Raw genomic sequence first — 20982 nt, forward strand, 5'->3', positions numbered from 1 at the left:
ACGATTTAGCGGTTTTCCAAGCTTGCAGCGCGGGCGTATGGCAGAGCACTTTCAGTGCCTTTCAGAGCCGATTCCTGTGCGTGCTGGCGCAGGTAGCCTGGAAGACGCTGATCTTGCCAGCCGGACTGCCCTTGCAATACGCCGTTGGCCATAGGGCCAGTGGCGTCAGAGCTTTCCTTGTAGCCAGCCAACACAGCAGGGCCTTTGACTTGCGGACCGGCCATGACCGGTTGCTGAGTCTGCTGGGCCAGCTCGGCACCCGCAATTTCGTCCTGGTTGTACAGACGAACACCCGCCAGCACAGCAACGGTTACCGAAGCAGCCACTGCCAGGCGGCCAATGCTCCGCCAAGGTCCGCGTGCAGCTTTTGCCGGAACGGCTTCATCAGCCAGCGCAGCAGAAACGGCCGCAGCAATATCCAGACGAGGGATTAGGAGATCCTTGTGCATCGCCGCCCGAGCGACTTGGTAACGAGACCAGGTATCACGGGTTTCGACATCATCAAATGCGTTGAGCACTCGACGAAGTTCCAGTTCATCCGCTTCGTTATCCATCACTGCGGACAGCGATTCCTGCAGGGCATCACGACTCATGGCGGTTCCTCTCTTGGCTGTCGCCGCTGTCTTTAGTTTTCCTGCAACAACGGTTGCAAGGCTTTATCGATGGCTTCCCGGGCCCGGAAAATCCGTGACCTTACAGTCCCCACCGGACACTGCATGACGCTCGCAATGTCTTCGTAACTCAGACCATCGAATTCACGTAAAGTTAACGCGGTACGTAAATCTTCTGGCAGTTGCTGAATGGTGCGATGGACGGTGCCCTCGATCTCGTCGCGCAGCAATGCTCGCTCCGGCGACTCGAGATCCTTGAGGCCGTGATCACCATCGTAAAACTCTGCATCTTCTGAACTAACATCGCTATCCGGTGGGCGGCGTCCGCGAGACACCAGATAGTTCTTCGCCGTGTTGATGGCGATGCGATACAGCCACGTGTAGAACGCACTGTCACCGCGGAAATTCCCGAGTGCACGGTACGCCTTGATAAAGGCTTCCTGTGCAACGTCCTGCGCTTCATGGGTGTCGTGCACAAATCGCACGATCAACCCGAGAATTTTGTGCTGGTATTTCAGCACTAGCAGATCAAAAGCTCGCCTGTCGCCGCGTTGAACGCGCTCGACCAGCTGCTGATCCTCTTCCTGGGTTAGCATGAACACTCCTCGTTGTACTTGAAGGAGGCTTGCATAACTAAACGATCAGGCTTGCAAACATAGACTCGGACTTTTCGCAAAAGTTCTCCCCCTTCAAGCAAGTTTCCGGCATGCACTGAATTGGCACACACGAAAAACGCAGCGCGGTTGATACCGACTGCGCGAATAATCTTGTCGCCGGTTTTCTGACGCGTCCGATGCTCCCGACGGGCCAATAAACTCAACGTTTTCCCAGCTTTCGGGCAACCTGCTATTGAGTCGGGGCCCATGCAAAAAGTTCCCGTTTCAATAACTGGCCGATTTTACGCTGGCGCGCACCGTAATCTCACATTGCCACGAACGCCCGCTATTGTGCCGCTCCCCCCCTCTATATACTAGTGGCCCGTGTGACCCTTTGATTCGCCGATCCAGGCGTCCTGTTTGCGCCCCCTTTGGATCGCTTTTTGCGGAATCCTTCAAATGAGCCAACAGTTTCAACACGATGTCCTGGTGATAGGCAGCGGCGCGGCCGGCTTGAGCCTCGCACTCACCCTCCCCGGCCACCTGCGGATCGCAGTCCTGAGCAAGGGCGACCTGGCCAATGGCTCGACATTCTGGGCCCAGGGTGGTGTCGCCGCCGTGCTGGATGACACCGACACCGTACAATCCCACGTCGAAGACACCCTCAACGCCGGCGGCGGCCTGTGCAACGAAGAAGCCGTGCGCTTCACCGTGGAGCATAGCCGCGAAGCCATCCAATGGTTGATCGACCAGGGCGTGCCCTTCACCCGCGACGAGCAGGCGGGCAATGACGACGGTGGCTTTGAGTTCCACCTGACCCGCGAAGGCGGCCACAGCCATCGCCGCATCATCCATGCGGCCGATGCTACCGGCGCTGCCATTTTCAAGACTTTGCTCGAGCAAGCCCGCCAACGCCCCAACATAGAACTGCTGGAGCAACGCGTTGCTGTCGACCTGATCACCGAAAAACGCCTGGGCCTCGACGGCGAACGCTGCCTCGGTGCCTACGTGCTCAACCGCAGCAGCGGTGAAGTCGATACCTACGGTGCACGGTTCACCATTCTGGCGTCGGGCGGGGCAGCCAAGGTCTACCTCTATACCAGCAACCCCGACGGTGCTTGTGGCGATGGCATCGCCATGGCCTGGCGCTCGGGCTGTCGGGTGGCCAATCTGGAATTCAACCAGTTCCACCCCACCTGCTTGTATCACCCGCAGGCCAAGAGCTTTTTGGTCACCGAAGCGCTGCGCGGCGAAGGCGCGCACTTGAAGCTGCCAAACGGCGAACGCTTCATGCCGCGCTTCGACCCACGCGCCGAGCTGGCACCACGCGACATCGTCGCCCGCGCCATCGACCATGAAATGAAGCGCCTGGGCATCGACTGCGTCTATCTCGACATCAGCCATAAACCCGAAGCCTTCATCAAGACACACTTCCCCACGGTCTACGAGCGCTGCCTGGCCTTCAACATCGACATCACCAAAGGCCCTATCCCCGTGGTGCCGGCGGCGCACTACACCTGCGGCGGCGTGATGGTCGACCAGCATGGCCGCACCGACGTGCCCGGCCTGTACGCAATCGGCGAAACCAGCTTCACCGGCCTGCACGGTGCCAACCGCATGGCCAGCAACTCGTTGCTCGAATGCTTCGTCTATGCGCGTTCGGCAGCCGCCGACATTCTCGACCAACTGCCGAACATCCCGGTGCCCGCCACCCTGCCCCGCTGGGACGCCAGCCAGGTTACCGATTCGGACGAGGATGTGATCATCGCGCACAACTGGGACGAACTGCGCCGCTTCATGTGGGACTACGTGGGCATCGTGCGCACCAACAAGCGCCTGCAACGCGCGCAACACCGGGTACGGTTGCTGCTGGACGAGATCGACGAGTTCTACAGCAACTACCGAGTAAGCAGAGACCTGATTGAATTGAGGAACCTTGCCCAGGTAGCGGAACTGATGATCAGGTCTGCCATGGAACGTAAGGAATCTCGGGGTCTGCACTACACGCTGGACTATCCAGGGATGCTGCCAGAGGCGAAGGATACGATCCTTACACCGACCTGATGAGGCACGTTAGGAGCCCATAGCGTAGCACCATAGGACCTCGATTTGTAACAGCTTTGGCGCACATTTGTCTCAACGCTGGGGTCCTTATCGCCTGCCCGCAAGGGTCCTTATCGTGCGCCTGAGCGAGCGTGCGAGGGCCTACGGGGGTAAGCGCGCCCAGAGAGTATTAAAGGCGATCGCTCAGATTTTTCTCTCAAATTCTAAAGGGACCTCAAGGAGTTCCTGTGTGAAATCTGAATAACCTGCGAGCCAAGAACCACTGCGAATTCATACATGGGCGCCCTACATAGCTGTCATTACATCGCTCAACAGATCGTGGGTAAGCTCAATGAGCCCCTCAGGCACGGCGACCCCACTGACTATGGCAATCATGGCGACTACCTTCCAGAAGCTGGGAGATTTAACGATAGCCTTGAGGACAGCTAACCGAACATCTTTCGCATGGTCATAGGGTCCTCCTTGAACCAGCCAATTAAAGCAATGAAATAACGTATCACTAAAAGAACCCAAGACTCCTCATAGGGAGCCTCAGGACTTCATCCATCTATTCGCCCAGCGTCACACGAGTGACCATTGGGAAATCTACCAGCTCAACTTGGAGCTTCTCGGCTGGGTCGGCTGGGTTTGCCAGCTTGAGCTGAACCTTGGCCTGAGCCATTACATCAGCCACACCAATGATCTCTACGTCCCATGCTGCTGCATTGGCGTTACGGGTCGCATGGATCTGCCACACATCGCCATCACCATCTTGGCGGAAGCTCAAAGAGGCCATGTCTTTAGGAAGCATAAAGATGCCGAGGTCTTCACCAGAATAGAACTGCGTACCACAACCCAATAGCTCCTCTACATCCGACAGACCAGCTCGTTGAGCAGCACGCTCAAGACCAGCGACTTCCTTTGCAGGAATCAGCAACACAAAGTCAGACAGCGAAGTGCCAACGGCTTGGTTGATGTTCATGGTCAGGCCGTCGATGATGTCCTCTGCGCGTTCTCGTGGGTTCTTCGACAAGCCAGTCAGTGCCTTGGTCTCGGTGGATGCAGCACTGGTCAGGATCTTCGCAATGGTCGCCCCACAGGACAGCTCAAAGTCTTTCAGCATCTTCTCGGCCATCTGACCCATGCCATTGGCAGTGAAGCCAGCCATCATGTGGTGGTCGAAGAACGTTTGACGGAAAGAGAACAGAGCGGCGTGCGGGGTCGCCTCACAGAACAGGAAGTCACCAGCGACTGCCTCACCCTTCTCAAAGGTCGAGTCATCGTAGATGGATTTACGGGGATCGAACTCAACGCTACGGTCTTGCATCAGCATAATCTGCTGTGTGGTTGGCTCAGTGCCCTTAGGGCGGAACTCACAGGGGATTGCGTCCTCTGCCGCCGCTTCCCAGTCACCGCCGTTAAAGTAGTCGTCAAGGCCCTCTGTAAGGATCTCAACGAACGTCTCAGCGCCAGTCGCGCCGTTGTCCTTTACCTCAGCCGAGGAGTTAAAACGGATGATGCCGCCTTGCTCAGTGAGAGCGGTAGACCAGTTGGTGGGCTTGATGTATTCGTTAGTTTTCATGTGGGATCTCCTTGAGTTGTTCGAAGTGATGTTCTTTGTGGACCGCTTAGCTGTTGTCAATTACGACGAGCTGCGCGAATGGCCGCACCGTGTGCCCGGATGTCTGCTGCTCGTTTCTCTTTGGCTTCACGAGCCCGAGCCACTTCAAGGCGTGTAGGTGCCTGATAGGAAGCGCATCGGTCTGCGTGGAACTGAGCGTCACGGAGCTGAGCTGCTCGAAGGTCTTCACCTGCTTTGATCTCTTGGCGGGCCAGCGAGGTCTGCTCAGGGAATGCTGAGGTACTGAGACCAGCTTCGATGTACTGGCGCACGATGGCCGTGATCGAACTGTGATTCTTACCAGCAGCAGCGATAAGACCTGCAAGCATTACGCCCTCGGCATAAGCCTTGGTCACGGGTTGGCCTTGAACGGTCAAGGAGTTGTCACTGAGTTGGATGTCGAGCTTCATATTGGGGTTCTCCTTTGAGAGACCTTTAAGCAAACCTTGCCGCCATGATCGCGTGACCAATGGGGAAAGGAGACCCGCACGGGATCAACAAGGTTTGCTTAAAGGTATTGGATTGAATGTGGTTTCACAGTCCTGTGGGGTTAACTTGGCGGGGACTGTAGGAGCGCCTCTGTGCTGAATGGCGGACAGCGAGGAGGTTCCGGTGTGGTGCATAGATTGCCCACTACTGACGCTTAGGGCGCCTCGTGGGACTTTGAGGAGACCATGGGTGACTGATTCCCGTGGCCTTAGTGAGGGTTTTTACGACACCAATGTTTACTGGCCCAAAGGGACCTCAGCAAGCATCCTTGTAGGCCACGACGATTGGCTGATTAGACATCGGGATCTGTAGGTCACAGCGGATCAGAGTCTTGAGTGGCAGACCAGCCTCAAGGGCTTCTTTGAGAGCGCCCGTGAAGGACGTACCCATAGTGCGATCGGTGTATGCATAGACCACATCCATGTCATAGATGGTGCCCAACTCAGGACAACGAGAGCGGCCCGGTGCGGTAGCCTTTGTGAGTGCTGTGCGTAGCTCAATGAGGCGGGAGCGGCGTGGCTTAATGAAGAACTGATTGATGATGCTCAAATCAGCTTCAGTTGGAATGGTCTTGCCGTAGTTCAATTGGGCAGTCATAGGGATCTCCTTGAATTAATGAATGGCCTTTGTGGTCAAGCCTTCGGTGTTGTCGCCTGTGATAGCGATCGTATAGCCATGCTCATCGACTACAGCCTTAGGGCGGCTCGCTGTGTTGACCGCTGCGTTGATTTCACCGGCATTCGCTGAGAGCCACTCTGTGAGGCCCTTGGAGGTGACCTTGAATAGGTGCCCACCATTTGCCTTTACGACCAGATTGGAAGGCTTGAGTACAGTCACGTAGCCTTTCTTAACGTAGCCTGGGTTGATCTCAGTGTGCCCGTGGAGATTCCTTCGGGCCTTCTTTAAGCGGATCATAAGGGCTAAGAACTTGTCGGGGTGTTCAATGCCAGCGAGTCGACATGCTTCACGCCAGCTATAGCCAACTGAGCGACCCTTTCGGACGTGCTCATCGTAGGCTGGGGCCATTGCATCGACTCGTGTTTGTAGGTCAATGAGGGTCGCAGTGATGGCCTGAGAGGCGAACGCTGGGTTAGCTGCTTGCTCCAATTCGATCCATCGACCAATGACTGTGTAACGCAATGCAGTGTCGTAGCCGGTGATGAGCGTGAAGACCAGATGCTTATTGAGGACCAGCATTCGATATTGCTTACCTCGGTTCTCAAAGGTTCCTTCAGTTGCGTCTACGTCCTTACTTTCAATTTGGCTCCCCAGATTTGGGGCGCGAGATTTCATGACCAGTTCAATAGCCCGGTCTGCATCCCGAAGTACGTGGTCGTGTCGCTTGCCTGTCATTGCGGCAATCTCAACGGTGGTCATGGTGATCGTGTTCAAGGTGGTCATGGTGTTCTCCTTATGTGCTCAAGGTTCTCTCTTAGAGGTCCTCTTAGAAAGAGGGTGATATTCATCACTAACCCTCTCTCAATGAGACTGGTCGATAAGTGGTCGATGCTCCTCCTCAATGAGACTGGTCGATAAGTGGTCGATGCTCCTCCTCAGAGGGTCCTTTAGTTTTAACAGTATGCGGCATTTAATCAGCAGTGCTTTCCGTGCCCAGCGTCCTTAGGTCGTAATGCAGCTTTGCGAGAACTTCGGGGCTTGGTGGCTCAAGCTGGTCTTCCCAGTCGTTTGAGCGGGTCGATTCCTTTAGGAAGCCGTAGTGCATCTCGTGGATAAGATCACCTGGGCGACTCTTGAGTAGGTACGGCATTGCCAGTTCGATTGCCTTCACATAGCGCTGAGCCTGCCGAAGACCCAGCCTGTATTGAGCTGTAACGGTGGCCGCAGAGACAACCTCAAGGTCCGCAAGGATCGCCACGAGGCGCTTAACGGACAACGGCTTAGATGAACCGCCTACGCCAATAGCCCGGTCATGCCAGTCAAGTCGAGCGATGCCCGCAAGGATGTCCATAGCGAATTTTGGATATTGACCCCAGTATGTGTGGGGACCAATGAAGCCATGGAATAGGTTATTGATGATCTTGGTTGGGCGGCCACGTCCGCGCTTGGTGGTCTCAATGGTGGTAATGGGTTCATGTAGAGCAGGGTCATAGCTGGTCATGGTGTCCTCCTAAGGTCAGTTGGTGTGCTGTAGCCTTAGTGAGTTCTTTTAAATCCTCCCCCCAGTTTCCTACTATCATGTGCCCGTATTCATTGACCCAAAGGGACCCATTGCGATTGGGTTGGTGGACTCCTCAGCGTTGTAGGAGCCGGTCTTGCGGATGGTTGGTAGGACCTCCTCTGTGACCCACTTGCGGAATGGCTCAGTCTGAGGTGCTCGTGACCTGAGCAGCATTGCGTACACTTCGGGCTCAATGAACATGACCGTATTGCAGCGCAGGCAGCGGCCCAGGTGGTCCTCTGGGCGGCTAATGGGTGAATCACCCATCAGTGCCTCAAGCATCCTCCCGTGCCCAGACCCGTGCTTAGTCTTTCGGTGGTCCCGTACTGCGACAGATGGGTCTTTCAAGCCAGCCGCTCGGGCCACTTGCGTCGCCACGAACAGCAGCTCATGCTCAGGGTGTCCAACCAGAACGTCCAGTTCGATGCCCATAAAGTTGCGCTTAAAAATCCTGCCTAACTTTATAAGTAATTGTCATCGACAAGTATTAGTTCAAGCGTAGGCTTAGACTTAACGGGATTAGTTTCCATACAAGTATCTCTCAATTGTTGTCTGTCAGCTTAAAGGATTTGCTCAACGCCTCAGCCATCCGTTCTACCTGAACGGCGCTGCCAGATCCATACAGATCATAACTAATCGACCCCGACGAATGCCCCAAGATTGCCTCAGCGGTCCCCACAGGCACCTCAGCGGCCTTCAAGGCACCGGCCAGCGAGTGACGTAACGAGTGGAAGGTCTGAGTCCGATCAGCGTTTAGATTCAAGACATCCCTCAGGGCTCCATTAAGCACGTTTGAGAACTGACCAGCGCCTAACGTGAACAGCCGAGAGTCGGAGCTATCGACAAACGCAAGGAACGCTTTTAGGTCAAAGCCATAGGCCTTATCGGTCAACGGTACGACACGCAGAGCATTCCTGGTCTTGGCTGTCTTGCCATCGTTCCTATTTATGTCGATGACCCACAGGCCCCCAACCTGCTTAACGTCCGCCTTGGTCAACTGTCTAAGCTCCTCGATGCGAGTCCCAGTGATGACCCCAAGGGACAACGCCCAGCGCTGCCATACATCAGCAGTTAGGCCGTTAGCGTAGGACATAAGCAACTGGACCTGATCCTGAGAGAACGCCTCACGCGAGCTGTCAGCATCCTTGGATAGCTTCAACCCCTTATCGAAGCTCTTGTCGAGGTAGCCGTTATGAACAGCCCAATCCATGACAGTTGATAGCCGGGTGAGTAGCTTGTTCACAGTGGAACCTTTGCGGTCCTCAAGGAGTTTTGCCTTGAGTGCCACCATGTCAGCCCGAGTGTGCCCTTTTAGGTCGAGCTCTCCCAGAGCAGCACTAATAGCAGCACAAGACGACTTAACGTCTCGCATAGTGCTGGCCTGTACGTTGTCCTTTTGCTCCGCCATATAGAGCCCTGAGAGATGCTCGAATGTCAGAGCCTCAGAAGCGTTTACAGATAGGGACAGACAAGGGGCTACAGGCGTGCCACAAGGAACACCTCTGAGTTCCTCAACGATCCCAACCAGCTTGCCCGGCCTCCCCTTCAAGCGCTCCTGAGCGGCCTCAAGGATGTCCTCGGCTTTACTCGCTGCCCTTTGTTGATCAATGGTCATTGGCCCCTTAGCTGATGCCTCGCGAAGCGACAGACGTAGTTCGTCATAGATCATCTCGTAGGCCACCAGTGAGTCATCACCATGAGCCATGGTCAGGCACTCCTCAGCGATGTCTGCCAATCGCTCTCTGAGCTCATCCCACGTCGCCTCTGGGTTATCCAAGTGGAAAGCAGCGAGCGTCTTGAGGATGTCCTTGGAGATGGTCATAGCAGTGGCCTTGTCTGTGGTTCTGAGCGATAGCGTATAGAAACCCTTAGCGGTTCCTTGAGGGCGAAGGCGAAGGTAATAGCGACCAGACCGGCGATAGTGGTAAGGCTTGGCGAGCGCAGTTTGTAACAGGTTTGTCCCAGTTAGGGAGCGTTGGTTGGTGGTCATCGGCTGAAACCCCTGTATCCATTGGGTTTAGCCTCATAGGGTCGAGTTCTACAGCAACTACAAGGTCAGCCGCGACCTGATCGAGCTGCGCAACCTGGCCCAGGTGGCGGAGCTGATGATTCGCTCGGCCATGGAACGCAAGGAAAGCCGCGGCCTGCATTACACCCTCGACTACCCGCAGATGCTGCCCGAGGCCCGCGACACTATCCTGGTGCCAGCCACCTACGGCGGCTGAACTTCAGGCGTACGCGCAGCCGCCGATGCAGGTCGGCGGCCTGTGAATCCTTGGGCACGCAGATCGAACGCACCCGCCACTCGCCTGGCAGCCGATAGCGCAGCACCACGATCAGCGGTAGCGCGAGGCTGTCAGGCCGCAGTTGCACGCTGTGCCAGCCCCGCTCGGCAGAGAATAACTGCCAGCCGTCCTCGTCGCGGCGCAGGCCACGAACCGACGAACGGTGACTCAGCAGAATATGCCGCGGCAGAACCCAGGCGGCATGCGCCAGGCACACAAATGCGCCGAGGCTTGAATAGGGTAAATCCACAAACAAACATGCACCCAGCGCGACCAGCTGGGCAAAGAGATACGCCGCCAGCAATAGCCGTGAGGCCTGCCAGCGGCATTCAAAACGATTACTTGGGCTGGACACGGTCCAGAATCATCCGAACCATGCGCTGCAGCTCTGGATCTTCCGATTCGGAGCGCTCCATGAACCAGCCGAACATGTCCTGATCTTCGCAGGTCAGCAACCGGACGTAGAGGTCGCGATCGACCTGGTTGAGCGTCGCGTATACCTCTTTGGTGAACGGCACCAGCAACACATCCAACTCCAGCATGCCACGACGGCTATGCCAGAAGAGGCGATTGATTTCTACATCTTCGACCATGGAGCGCTCCTCAAATAGGCGGCAAGTATACAGGCCCGACGGCACCGGAACAGTCGGCTTTGGTCGCGCCATACGGAAACTATCCATTTGCCGGGCGCCCCTCTATGATGCACCCATGACTTTTTGACCTGCGATGACCCATGGCTGACTCTGCTTTCTTCTGCCCCCTGTCCCACGAAGGCGTTCTCGCCGTCCGCGGCGCCGACGCTGCCAAATTCCTGCAGGGCCAATTGACCTGCAACCTCAATTACCTGAGCGATGCCCAGGCCAGCCTTGGTGCGCGCTGCACGCAAAAAGGGCGCATGCAGTCGAGCTTCCGCATCCTGCTGCAAGGCGACGGCGTGTTACTGGCCATGACCACCGAGCTGCTGGAACCGCAACTGGCCGACTTGAAAAAGTACGCCGTGTTTTCCAAATCCAAACTCACCGACGAAAGCGCCGCCTGGGTGCGCTTCGGTCTGACGAATGCGGATCAGGTCCTGGCCAGCCTTGGCCTTGAACTGCCCGCCGAGACCGATAGCGTCGTTCGCAACGATACGTTGATCGCCATCCGTGTCTCTCCTGGCCGCGCAGAACTCTGGGTGCCTGCCGAGCAAGGCGACGCCGTACGCGGCCAATTGGCTGCACGCCTTGAACAAACCGGTCTGAACGAATGGCTGCTGGGGCAAATCCGCGCCGGTATCGGTCAGGTCATGCCGCAAACCCGCGAACTGTTCATCCCACAGATGCTCAACCTGCAAGCCGTAGGCGGAGTCAGCTTCAAGAAGGGCTGCTACACCGGCCAGGAAATCGTCGCGCGCATGCAGTACCTGGGCAAACTCAAGCGCCGCCTGTACCGCTTGAACCTCGACGCACCTGACATGCCCGAACCAGGCACCCCGCTATTTTCTCCCAGCCACAACAGCTCGATCGGCGAAGTGGTGCTTGCCGCAAAAGCGGACCAAACCATTGAACTTCTGGCCGTGTTGCAAGCCGAAGCTGCCGATAGTGGCGATGTGCATTTAGGCACCCTGGAAGGCCCCGGCCTGCAATTGCTTGACCTGCCTTACACGCTCGACCGTGATCGAGAGATCCAGCGCTGATCGCCGTACCTTTTTGCAACACCCTAGAGAGCATGAATGAACAAGCTGGCGGAAAAAGTCCAACAGGCTTTGGTTGCGGCCATCGACAACGATGACCTGGTTCTGCCGACATTACCGGAAGTGGCCCTGAAGATTCGTCAAGCCGCCGAAGACCCGGATATCAGCATCAGCCATCTGAGCAAAGTGATCGGTCGCGATACCGCGCTGTCGGCACGCCTGATCAAAGTGGTCAACAGCCCGTTGCTGCGCGCCACCCAGGAAGTCACCGACCTGCACACCGCCATTACGCGACTGGGCACCAACTACAGCAGCAACCTGGCCATCGGCCTGGTCATGGAGCAGATTTTCCACGCCCGCTCCGAGGCGGTCGAACAGAAGATGCGCGATGTCTGGCGCCGCAGCCTCGAAGTGGCGGGCGTGAGCTATGCCCTGTGCCGCGGCCACACCCAACTCAAGCCGGACCAGGCGGCCCTCGGCGGCCTGGTGCACCAGATCGGCGTCTTGCCCATCCTCACCTATGCCGAGGATCACTACGAGTTGCTCTCGGACCCGGTCAGCCTCAACCACGTGATCGACAGCATCCACCCGGTATTGGGCGACCAACTGCTGCGCGGCTGGGATTTCCCCGAGTCATTGGTCAACCTGCCCGGCCAATACCTGAACCTGGAGCGCGAGTCGGCCACCCTGGACTACATCGACCTGGTACAAGTGGCCGTGCTGTATTGCCATCGCGGCACCGACCATCCCCTGGCCGATGTGCCGGTGTTCAACCTGCCCGCGATCAAAAAGCTGCGGGTCGACCCTTACAGCGACAAATTGCGCACCGAACTGGATGAAGCGCGCTCGATGTTCTACTGATCAACCCGCGATAAAACTCACGCGTACTTTCAAACCCGCCTGCTCGCCATCGTGCAGGCTGATCTGCGCCAGATGCGCCCGACAAATCTCGCCGACGATCGCCAGCCCCAGGCCCGAGCCCATGCCCTGCTGGCTGCGTCGATAGAAACGCTCGAACACCCGGTCACGCTCATTGAGCGGAATGCCCGGGCCGTCATCTTCCACCTCCAGCACAGCCGGTGCGGTCACCCGCAGAATCACATTGCCGCCGGACGGTGTATGCGCCAGAGCGTTATCCACCAGGTTGCTCAACAGCTCATTCAACAGCGTCGGCTCACCCCGCAACCACACCGGCTCATCAGCCTCCAGGGCCAGCGCCACGCCCCGCGCATGGGCCAAAGGCGCCATGGCCATGCCCAGTTCGCGGGCCAGCTGGCTCAAGTCCAGCAATTGCGCGCCGCCTTCGGCAATCGCCCGGGCGCCGTTTTCGATGCGCGCAAGGGACAGCAATTGATTGGCCAGGTGAGTCAGACGGTCGGTGCCCTGGGCGGCAGTCTCCAGCGTACTGCGCCACGTAGCCGGCTCTTCGGCGCGCAAACCCAGTTCCAAACGGGCCTTGAGCGCTGCCAGCGGCGTGCGCAGTTCGTGGGCCGCATCGGCGATGAACTGCGCCTGGCGTTCGAACTGCCCACGCAGACGCTCAGTGAAGTGGTTGAGAGAGCGCACCAACGGGCCGAACTCGTGTTGCACCTCCACCAGGGGCAAGGGTCGCAGGTCATCGGGCTGGCGTTCTTCCACCGCCGTGCGCAGCCGTTCCAGCGGACGCAGCGCCGCACTCACGGCGAACCACACCAGCAACAACGCCCCGACGGCGAGCATGCCCAATCGCAACAAGGTGTCGGCCATCAGGCTGCGAGCCATGCTGACCCGCGCCTCATCGGTTTCGGCCACGCGGATTTCCGCCATGCCATTCATGTTCGGTTCCGATACCGCCTTGAGCAGGCTGACCACGCGCACCTGCTGGCCTTGATAAATGGCGTCATAGAAACGCGCCAGCGCCGGATAGTCATCGGTGCGTGGCGTGCCGGGTGGTGGGCCGGGGAGGTTTTCGTAACCGGAAATGAGCTTTCGGTCGATGTCATTGACCTGATAGTAAATACGCCCGGCACTGTCATAAGCGAAGGTGTCCAAGGCCACGTAGGGCACGTTGGCGCTCAAAGTGCCGTCCACCTGAGTCAGGCCTGCGGCGATGGTGCGCGCCGACGCCAGCAGCGTACGGTCGTAAGCGGTGTCGGCGGCCTCGCGGCCATTCCAGTAGGCGCTCATGCCGCTGGCGAACATCAGCACCACCAGCAACAGCGCCAGGTTCCACAGCAGGCGCCAGCGCAGGCTGCTGGGCTTATGCATCGCGCGCTTCCAGCAGGTAGCCGAGGCCACGGAAGGTCACGATGGCGATGGGCTGGCCGTCGAGTTTCTTGCGCAGTCGGTGCACATAGATTTCGATGGCATCCGGGCTGGCCTCTTCATCCAGGCCGAACACCTGGGAAGCCAGCTGTTCCTTGCTCATCACCCGCCCCGGGCGCGCGATCAGCGCCTCGAGTACCGCTTGCTCACGGGAGGTCAGCGTCATCAGCTCGCCCGCGACGGTAAACCGCCGGGTGTCGAGGTCATACACCAGCACCCCGCAGGTCTGCTGGCGTTCGCCGCCCAACACGCTGCGCCGTAGCAGCGCCTTGACCCGCGCCTCCAGCTCGGTCAGCTCGAACGGTTTGGCGAGATAGTCGTCAGCCCCCAGGTTCAGGCCGTGCACTCGGTCCTTCACGTCACTGCGTGCGGTCAGCATCAGCACCGGCAGGTTTTTCCCGCGCGCCCGCAAACGGGCCAGCACCTCGAAACCGTCCATCCGCGGCAGCCCCACGTCGAGGATTGCCGCCGCGTACTCCTCGCTGCTCAAGGCCAGGTCCGCCGCCACCCCATCGTGCAGCACATCGACGGTCAACCCCGTGCTCTTGAGCGCCTGGGCAACACTTTCGGCGAGTTGCAGATGGTCTTCAACCAGCAAGACACGCATGGATTTCTACCTCAGTCAGGGGTGGTCGACGCCACGCTTTGCCGGGCAGTTTACAGGCGCCGCCTGCCCTGTGAAGCCCGAAAACATTGAAAGGCAACTGAAAGGTTAGTGAAAGCTTCGCCCTTTAGCATCCCTTCACGGTGGGTCATGCCCATCGGGCTGCCTGATCCGTGGCCACCGAAAAACGCCTCGATGCGTTTTCGCCAAAATAAGAACAATAACGGAGTACACAACGATGCTGTCGACACAGCCCCAGGCCGCCTCGCCTGTTGGTTTTTCCCGCCTTGCCCAGACCGCCCTCGCCAGTGCCGCTGCCCTTGCAGGCTTTTCGCCGCTTGCCCAGGCTGCCTTCTTCGAAGACAGCAGCGCGACCCTGGAAACCCGCAACATGTACTTCAACCGTGACTTCCGCGACGGCACCAGCGCACAGCAATCCAAGCGCGACGAATGGGCCCAGGGCTTCATGCTCAACCTGCAATCGGGCTACACCGACGGCACCGTCGGCTTCGGCGTGGATGCGCTGGGCATGCTTGGGGTCAAGCTCGACTCCAGCCCCGACCGCACCGGCACCGGCCTGTTGCCCACCCACGACGATGGTCGCGCCGCCGATGAATACTCCAAACTGGGCCTGACCGGCAAAGTGAAGATCTCGGCCACCGAGCTGAAGATCGGTGCCTTGATCCCCGAACTGCCGATCCTCAAGCCCAACGATGGCCGCATCCTGCCGCAGACCTTCAACGGTGGCCTGCTGACCTCCAAGGAGTTCAAGAACCTGGTGTTCACCGGTGGCCGCCTCGACAAGGCCAAGGATCGCGACGACAGCAACTACGAAGACATCGGCCTCAACAACAAGAACAGTCGTTTCCTCAGCGGCGCCACCGGCAAGCACTTCAACTTTGGCGGCGTCGACTACAAGTTCGCCGACAAGATCACCGGCAGCTACCACTTCGCCGAGCTCGACGACGTATACCGCCAGCACTTCCTCGGCCTGGTAGCCGCCCGCCCGCTGGGTCCCGGCACCTTCGCCGCCGACCTGCGCCTGGCCATCAGCGATGACACCGGGGCCGCCCGTGGCGGCAAGATCGACAACACCTCTCTCAACGGCCTGTTCAGCTATGCCCTCAATGGCCATAAGCTCAGCGCCGGCTACCAGCACATGTCCGGCGACAGCGCGTTCCCCTATGTGGATGGCAGCGATCCGTACCTGGTCAACTTCGTGCAGATCAACGACTTTGCCGGCGCCGAAGAGCGCTCCTGGCAGGCACGCTACGACTACGACTTCACCAAGCTGGGCATTCCCGGCCTGAGCTTCATGAGCCGTTACCTGTCGGGTGACAACATCAAGCTCAGAAACGGCGATACCGGCAAAGAGTGGGAACGCAACAGCGAGATCAAATACGTGGTGCAAAGCGGCACCTTCAAGGATGTGGCCGTGCGCCTGCGCAACGCGACCTACCGCTCCAACTATTCAGCCCGTGATGCGGATGAAATGCGCCTGCTGGTGAGCTACAGCATTGCGCTTTGGTAAGTGCGCCTCGAAAAGCAGCAATCGATAACAACAATGACGGAGAAACCCATGACCCTTTCACTGCGTAAATTGGCCCTCGCCGCCGGCTGCATGCTGTTCGCCGGCCAACTGCTGGCCGCCGACGAACCCAAGCGTCCGGAATGCATTGCCCCGGCCTCGCCGGGCGGTGGCTTTGACCTGACCTGCAAACTGGCGCAAAGCGCACTGGTCAACGAGAAACTGCTGACCAAGCCGATGCGTGTGACCTACATGCCCGGCGGCGTCGGTGCGGTGGCCTACAACGCGGTGGTCGCCCAGCGCCCGGCCGATGCCGGCACCCTGGTGGCCTGGTCCAGCGGTTCGCTGTTGAACCTGGCCCAAGGCAAATTCGGTCGCTTCGATGAAAGCGCGGTGCGCTGGCTGGCAGCCGTCGGCACCAGCTACGGGGCCATCGCGGTGAAAGCCGATTCGCCCTACAAGACCCTCGACGATCTGGTCAAAGCCCTGAAGAAAGATCCGGGCGGCGTGGTAATCGGTTCCGGCGGCACCGTCGGCAGCCAGGATTGGATGCAGACCGCGCTGATCGCCAAGGCCGCCGGGATCAACCCGCGCGAGCTGCGCTACGTGGCGCTGGAAGGCGGCGGCGAGATCGCCACCGCCCTGCTCGGCGGTCACATCCAGGTGGGCAGTACGGATATTTCCGACTCCATGCCGCATATCCTGAGCGGTGACATGCGCCTGCTGGCGGTGTTCTCCGAGCAGCGCCTGGACGAGCCGGAAATGAAGAATATTCCGACCGCCAAAGAGCAAGGCTACGACATCGTCTGGCCGGTGGTGCGTGGGTTCTACCTCGGGCCAAAAGTCAGCGATGCCGACTATGCCTGGTGGAAAGAAGCCTTCGACAAACTGCTGGCCTCCGACGAGTTCGCCAAACTGCGTGACCAGCGCGAGCTCTTCCCGTTCGCCATGACCGGCCCCGAGCTGGACACCTACGTGAAGAAACAGGTGGCTGACTACAAAGTGCTGGCCAAAGAGTTCGGCCTGATCCAGTAAACGCCCCTCTCTAATGTGGCCACGCCCTCCTGAACCGGGCGCGTGGCCCAGGAGTTTCACATGCTTTTACAACGCATTTTCGCCTGCGTGATGCTACTGGTCTGCGCCGGCCTGGCACTGATGGCCTGGCCGTATCAGGCCTCGTTTTCCTACGAGCCAGTGGGGCCTCGCGCCTACCCGCTGCTGATGCTCGGGCTGATGAGCCTGGGCCTGATCTACATGCTGTTTCGCCCGCAGCCCACCAAACACACCGAAGACGAACCGCCGCTGGACCGCGAGACCCTGATCAAGATCAGCATCTGCGTGGCGCTGCTGATCGTGTTTGCCGGCACCTTCGAACCCTTGGGCTTCATCCTCAGCAGCATGCTGATCGGCATTCCCATGGCCCGTCTGTATGGCGGCCGCTGGTTGCCGAGCGTGGTGATCGTCACCTTGATGGCCATCGGTCTTTACCTGCTGTTCGACAAAGCCATGGATGTACCGCTGCCCCTCGGCCTGCTCGACGTTCTGGAGAACTGACATGGATACTTTCAGCTACTTGGGTCAGGGCTTCGGCGTTGCACTGTCCCCCTACAACCTGGTAACCGCACTGTGCGGCACGTTGATCGGCACCGTGGTCGGCCTGCTGCCGGGCCTGGGCCCGATCAACGGCGTGGCCTTGCTGATCCCCATCGCCTTCGCCCTGGGCCTGCCGCCGGAGTCGGCACTGATCCTGCTCGCTGCCGTGTACCTGGGCTGCGAATACGGCGGCCGTATCAGCTCGATCCTGCTCAACATCCCGGGCGAAGCGTCCACCGTGATGACCACCCTCGACGGCTACCCGATGGCCCGCAAAGGCCTGGCCGGCGTGGCGCTGTCGTTGTCGGCGTGGAGTTCGTTCATCGGTGCGTTCATCGCCACCTGCGGCATGGTGCTGTTTGCGCCGCTGCTGGCCAAGTGGGCAATTGCCTTCGGTCCCGCGGAATATTTCGTACTGATGGTGTTCGCGATTGTCTGCCTGGGCGGCATGGCCGGTGACAAACCGCTGAAGACCTTCGTGGCGGCCCTGATCGGCCTGTTCCTGTCGGCGGTGGGCATCGACGCCAACAGCGGCGTGTACCGCTTTACCGGCGACAACATCCACCTCACCGACGGCATTCAGTTCGTGGTGCTGGTGCTGGGCCTGTTCTCCATCAGCGAGATCCTGTTGCTGCTGGAAAAAACCCACCGTGGCCAGGAAGCCGTGAAAGCCACCGGGCGCATGCTGTTCAACCTCAAGGAAGCCTCTGCGGTGTTCGTGGTGAACATCCGTTGCGGGCTGCTGGGTTTCATCATGGGCGTGTTGCCCGGTGCTGGCGCCACCCTGGCCTCGGCCGTGGCCTACATGACCGAAAAACGCCTGGCCGGTGCCGGCGGTAAATTCGGCCAGGGCGACATGCGCGGCCTCGCCGCCCCAGAAACGGCCATCGGTGCTTCTGCCTGCGGCGCCCTGGTACCGATGCTGACCCTCGGCGTTCCCGGTTCGGGCACCACGGCGGTGATGATCGGCGCGCTGTCGCTGTACAACATCACCCCGGGCCCGCTGCTGTTCCAACAGCAACCGGACATCGTCTGGGGCCTGATCGCGTCGTTGTTCATCGCCAACATCATGCTGGTGATCCTCAACATCCCGATGATCCGCATCTTCACGCGTATCCTCGCCGTGCCGAACTGGGCGCTGGTGCCGGTGATCGCCATCATCACCGCGATTGGCGTTTATGCCGTGCACGCCACCACCTTCGACCTGTTCCTCATGGTCGGCATCGGCATCTTCGGCTACATCCTGCGCAAGCTCGACTTCCCGCTGTCGCCGGTACTGCTGGGCTTTATCCTCGGCGGCCTGATGGAGCAGAACCTGCGTCGTGCGCTGTCGATTTCCAACGGTGCGCTGGACATCCTCTGGTCGAGCCCGATCGCCTTTGGCGTGTGGGTACTGACCGCGCTGATGCTGGCCTTCCCGCTGGTGCGCATCTACCGCAAGCGTGCCCTGCAGCGTCGTGCCCTGGCCGATGTCTGAGGTCACCTTTAAACAATGGTGGGGAACACCGCTGGTCGGCCTAGCCGGCGGTTACCTGGCCAGCCTCGTCGGCTGGCCATTGCCGTACATGGTCGGCTCGTTGCTGGCGATCATCCTGGTGCGCTGCCTCACGCCGTGGCAGTTGGCGGAGATTCCCGGCGGGCGCAAATGCGGCCAATGGGTGGTGGGCATCGGCATCGGCCTGCACTTCACCCCGGTGGTGATCGAGCAGGTGCTGAGTCACTTCGGGCTGATCTTCTTCGGCGCACTGGTCACCAGCCTCTCAAGTATCGTCGGCGTGTGGTTGATGCGCCGCAGCGGTGAAGACCGCGCCACTGCGTTTTTCTCGAGCATGCCGGGCGGTTCCGGTGAGATGGTCAACCTCGGCGCGCGCAATGGCGCAGTGCTCAGCCGCGTCGCGGCGGGGCAAAGTCTGCGCGTGCTGGTGGTGGTGTTGTGCGTGCCGGCGATCTTCAAATATTTGCTGGGCGGCGGCGCTCCGCAGTTTCATCCGGCGCCAGTCAGTTGGCCATGGCTGTTCGCGCTGTTTCCGATCGGTGCGCTGGTGGCCTGGGGATGGCAGCGCCTGCGCCAGCCGAACCCGTGGCTGTTCGGGCCGCTGCTGGTCAGTGCGACTGCCAGTGTGGTGTGGGACCTGCATATCGGCCTGCCCGATGGCGGCAGCCAGATCGGCCAGTGGCTGATCGGCAGCGGCCTGGGTTGCCACTTCAACCGGCAGTTCTTCCGCCGGGCGCCGTCGTTCATGGCGCGCACCCTGGTCGGCACCGCGCTGACCATGGCGCTGGCCACCTTCGCGGCAGTCGGCCTGAGTGCCCTGACCCACCTGGACTTGCGCTCACTGACCCTGGGCATGATGCCCGGCGGCATTGCCGAGATGAGCCTCACCGCCGAAACCTTGCAACTGTCGGTGCCGCTGGTGACGGCGATGCAGGTGATGCGGTTGTTGTTTGTGTTGTTCTTGGCAGAGCCGTTGTTCAGGCATTGGAATCGCCAGCCCGAAAAGGTTTAACGCTCCGACACCGTTCAAAATGTGGGAGCTGGCTTGCCTGCGATGGCGGTCCATCAGCAAATGAACCTGTGAGCTGACATACCGCCATCGCGGGCAAGCCCGCTCCCACAGTGGCTGAGGTGAGGCTTATAGCGGCGGCAACCGCCATTCGATAGGCGTCTCGCCGTTCTGCTCAAGGTACTTGTTGGTGCGACTGAAATGCCCGCACCCCAAAAACCCGCGATACGCCGACAACGGCGACGGATGCACCGAGGTCAGCACCAGGTGCTTGGTGGCGTCGACCAGCTTCTGCTTGCTCTGTGCATGGGCGCCCCACAGCAGGAACACCAGGTGCGGCTGATGCTGGCTGGCCACTTCGATAATGCGGTCGGTAAAGAACTGCCAGCCCTTGCCCGCATGGGCGTTGGCGTTGGCGCGCTCCACGGTCATGGTGGTGTTGAGCAGCAGCACGCCTTGGTCAGCCCAGCTTTGCAGACAGCCGTGGTTGGGGATGTCGATGTTCAGGTCGCGCTTGAGTTCTTTATAGATGTTGACCAGTGACGGCGGCGTCGGCACGCCCGGTTGCACCGAGAAGCACAGGCCGTGGGCCTGGCCGGGGCCGTGGTACGGGTCCTGGCCGAGGATCACCACCTTGACCTTATCCAGCGGCGTGGAATTGAGCGCATTGAAAATCAGCGGGCCGGGCGGGTAGATCTCCTTGCCGGCGGCATGTTCCTGGCGCAGGAACTCGCGCAACTGGGCCATGTAAGGCTTGTCGAACTCGTCGCGCAGGGCGTGTTTCCAGCTGGGTTCGAGTTTGATACGGTCGCCGTCAGTCATGAATAAATCATCGTGTAAAAAAAGAATGGGCGAACCCTAGGAAAGCCGACCCCGCTTGTCAATTGATCTGACACGCTACCGGCACTTTCCCGCGAAGGGATCATACTGATCCTTCACTCCCCCGAATGAGG

General features: G+C 59.4%; 22 protein-coding genes and 1 pseudogene. 9 read left to right on the plus strand and 14 right to left on the minus strand.

The genetic code is table 11. From position 1 onward, the window contains the following. Positions 1–5: 5 nt before the first annotated feature. Entirely contained in the window at positions 6–593 is a 588-nt protein-coding gene (locus tag ACW9IB_RS10850; RefSeq protein WP_457413594.1) for a sigma-E factor negative regulatory protein, read from the minus strand. 32 nt (positions 594–625) lie between these two features. Then, entirely contained in the window at positions 626–1207 is a 582-nt protein-coding gene (rpoE, locus tag ACW9IB_RS10855) for an RNA polymerase sigma factor RpoE (protein ID WP_123715030.1), read from the minus strand. A gap of 459 nt (positions 1208–1666) precedes the next feature. Between rpoE and nadB the strand changes: the two genes are divergently transcribed. Further along, complete coding sequence (gene nadB / locus ACW9IB_RS10860; RefSeq protein ID WP_457413595.1) at positions 1667–3271, plus strand: L-aspartate oxidase; 1605 nt, start codon at positions 1667–1669, stop codon at positions 3269–3271. 547 nt (positions 3272–3818) lie between these two features. On the opposite strand, the gene ACW9IB_RS10865 is transcribed toward nadB, so the two are convergent. From ACW9IB_RS10865 to ACW9IB_RS10895, 7 genes are all read right to left on the minus strand, one after another. Beyond that, complete coding sequence (locus tag ACW9IB_RS10865) at positions 3819–4832, minus strand: hypothetical protein (protein WP_457413597.1); 1014 nt, start codon at positions 4830–4832, stop codon at positions 3819–3821. A gap of 56 nt (positions 4833–4888) precedes the next feature. Further along, the gene (locus ACW9IB_RS10870) at positions 4889–5281 is read right to left on the minus strand and encodes a hypothetical protein (protein WP_047281081.1); all 393 of its coding nucleotides are present in this window, start codon (positions 5279–5281) and stop codon (positions 4889–4891) included. Positions 5282–5615: 334 nt separating this feature from the next. Continuing rightward, positions 5616–5957, minus strand: coding sequence for a hypothetical protein (locus ACW9IB_RS10875; protein ID WP_016782041.1), 342 nt, complete (start codon positions 5955–5957; stop codon positions 5616–5618). Between the two features lie 15 nt (positions 5958–5972). Then, positions 5973–6761: a Rha family transcriptional regulator gene (locus ACW9IB_RS10880; RefSeq protein ID WP_457413599.1), complete on the minus strand. Its 789-nt coding sequence runs from the start codon at positions 6759–6761 to the stop codon at positions 5973–5975. Positions 6762–6948: 187 nt separating this feature from the next. Then, on the minus strand, positions 6949–7479 hold the full coding sequence (locus ACW9IB_RS10885; RefSeq protein ID WP_457413600.1) for a hypothetical protein: 531 nt from the start codon (positions 7477–7479) through the stop codon (positions 6949–6951). Positions 7480–7554: 75 nt separating this feature from the next. Next, complete coding sequence (locus tag ACW9IB_RS10890; RefSeq protein WP_457413601.1) at positions 7555–7971, minus strand: BRO-N domain-containing protein; 417 nt, start codon at positions 7969–7971, stop codon at positions 7555–7557. A 109-nt stretch (positions 7972–8080) separates the two neighbouring features. Continuing rightward, positions 8081–9529, minus strand: coding sequence for a tyrosine-type recombinase/integrase (locus tag ACW9IB_RS10895; protein ID WP_457413602.1), 1449 nt, complete (start codon positions 9527–9529; stop codon positions 8081–8083). A gap of 43 nt (positions 9530–9572) precedes the next feature. On the opposite strand from ACW9IB_RS10895, the pseudogene ACW9IB_RS10900 reads away from it, so the two are divergent. After that, positions 9573–9764 (plus strand): annotated as a pseudogene (locus ACW9IB_RS10900) (L-aspartate oxidase); the annotation flags it as partial. Here the strand turns inward: ACW9IB_RS10900 and ACW9IB_RS10905 are convergent. Beyond that, positions 9733–10179: a protein YgfX gene (locus tag ACW9IB_RS10905; protein WP_457413604.1), complete on the minus strand. Its 447-nt coding sequence runs from the start codon at positions 10177–10179 to the stop codon at positions 9733–9735. The pseudogene ACW9IB_RS10900 and the gene ACW9IB_RS10905 sit on opposite strands and share 32 nt — an antisense overlap. Then, on the minus strand, positions 10163–10417 hold the full coding sequence (locus ACW9IB_RS10910) for an FAD assembly factor SdhE (protein ID WP_176999181.1): 255 nt from the start codon (positions 10415–10417) through the stop codon (positions 10163–10165). Before ACW9IB_RS10910 ends, ACW9IB_RS10905 begins: the two co-directional genes overlap by 17 nt. Before the next feature lie 140 nt (positions 10418–10557). Here ACW9IB_RS10910 and ygfZ point away from each other — a divergent pair, with 140 nt between their 5' ends. Both ygfZ and ACW9IB_RS10920 read left to right on the plus strand, forming a co-directional pair. Then, entirely contained in the window at positions 10558–11499 is a 942-nt protein-coding gene (gene ygfZ, locus ACW9IB_RS10915) for a CAF17-like 4Fe-4S cluster assembly/insertion protein YgfZ (protein WP_457413605.1), read from the plus strand. 36 nt (positions 11500–11535) lie between these two features. Then, on the plus strand, positions 11536–12357 hold the full coding sequence (locus ACW9IB_RS10920) for an HDOD domain-containing protein (protein WP_457364689.1): 822 nt from the start codon (positions 11536–11538) through the stop codon (positions 12355–12357). Here ACW9IB_RS10920 and ACW9IB_RS10925 read toward each other — a convergent pair whose 3' ends face one another. Then, a complete protein-coding gene (locus tag ACW9IB_RS10925) occupies positions 12358–13743 on the minus strand; it encodes a sensor histidine kinase (protein WP_457413606.1) in 1386 nt (461 codons plus the stop codon). It lies immediately after the preceding gene. Next, positions 13736–14407, minus strand: a complete 672-nt coding sequence (locus ACW9IB_RS10930; protein ID WP_457413608.1) for a response regulator — start codon at positions 14405–14407, stop codon at positions 13736–13738. Before ACW9IB_RS10930 ends, ACW9IB_RS10925 begins: the two co-directional genes overlap by 8 nt. Before the next feature lie 235 nt (positions 14408–14642). On the opposite strand from ACW9IB_RS10930, the gene ACW9IB_RS10935 reads away from it, so the two are divergent. Genes ACW9IB_RS10935 through ACW9IB_RS10955 form a run of 5 tightly spaced genes read left to right on the plus strand, consistent with a single transcriptional unit; the run spans position 14643 to position 20032 of the window. Then, on the plus strand, positions 14643–15935 hold the full coding sequence (locus ACW9IB_RS10935) for an OprD family porin (RefSeq protein WP_457364692.1): 1293 nt from the start codon (positions 14643–14645) through the stop codon (positions 15933–15935). A gap of 48 nt (positions 15936–15983) precedes the next feature. Then, positions 15984–16967: a Bug family tripartite tricarboxylate transporter substrate binding protein gene (locus tag ACW9IB_RS10940; RefSeq protein WP_457364693.1), complete on the plus strand. Its 984-nt coding sequence runs from the start codon at positions 15984–15986 to the stop codon at positions 16965–16967. Positions 16968–17027: 60 nt separating this feature from the next. Beyond that, positions 17028–17486: a tripartite tricarboxylate transporter TctB family protein gene (locus ACW9IB_RS10945; protein ID WP_457364694.1), complete on the plus strand. Its 459-nt coding sequence runs from the start codon at positions 17028–17030 to the stop codon at positions 17484–17486. A 1-nt stretch (position 17487) separates the two neighbouring features. Next, a complete protein-coding gene (locus ACW9IB_RS10950; RefSeq protein WP_457364695.1) occupies positions 17488–19002 on the plus strand; it encodes a tripartite tricarboxylate transporter permease in 1515 nt (504 codons plus the stop codon). Beyond that, positions 18995–20032, plus strand: a complete 1038-nt coding sequence (locus ACW9IB_RS10955; protein ID WP_457364696.1) for an AbrB family transcriptional regulator — start codon at positions 18995–18997, stop codon at positions 20030–20032. The genes ACW9IB_RS10950 and ACW9IB_RS10955 overlap by 8 nt, the downstream gene beginning before the upstream one ends. 126 nt (positions 20033–20158) lie before the next feature. On the opposite strand, the gene ung is transcribed toward ACW9IB_RS10955, so the two are convergent. After that, positions 20159–20851: a uracil-DNA glycosylase gene (gene ung, locus ACW9IB_RS10960; protein WP_457413609.1), complete on the minus strand. Its 693-nt coding sequence runs from the start codon at positions 20849–20851 to the stop codon at positions 20159–20161. Positions 20852–20982: the final 131 nt, after the last annotated feature.

The sequence above is a fragment of the Pseudomonas sp. SDO524_S393 genome, from assembly GCF_054071875.1.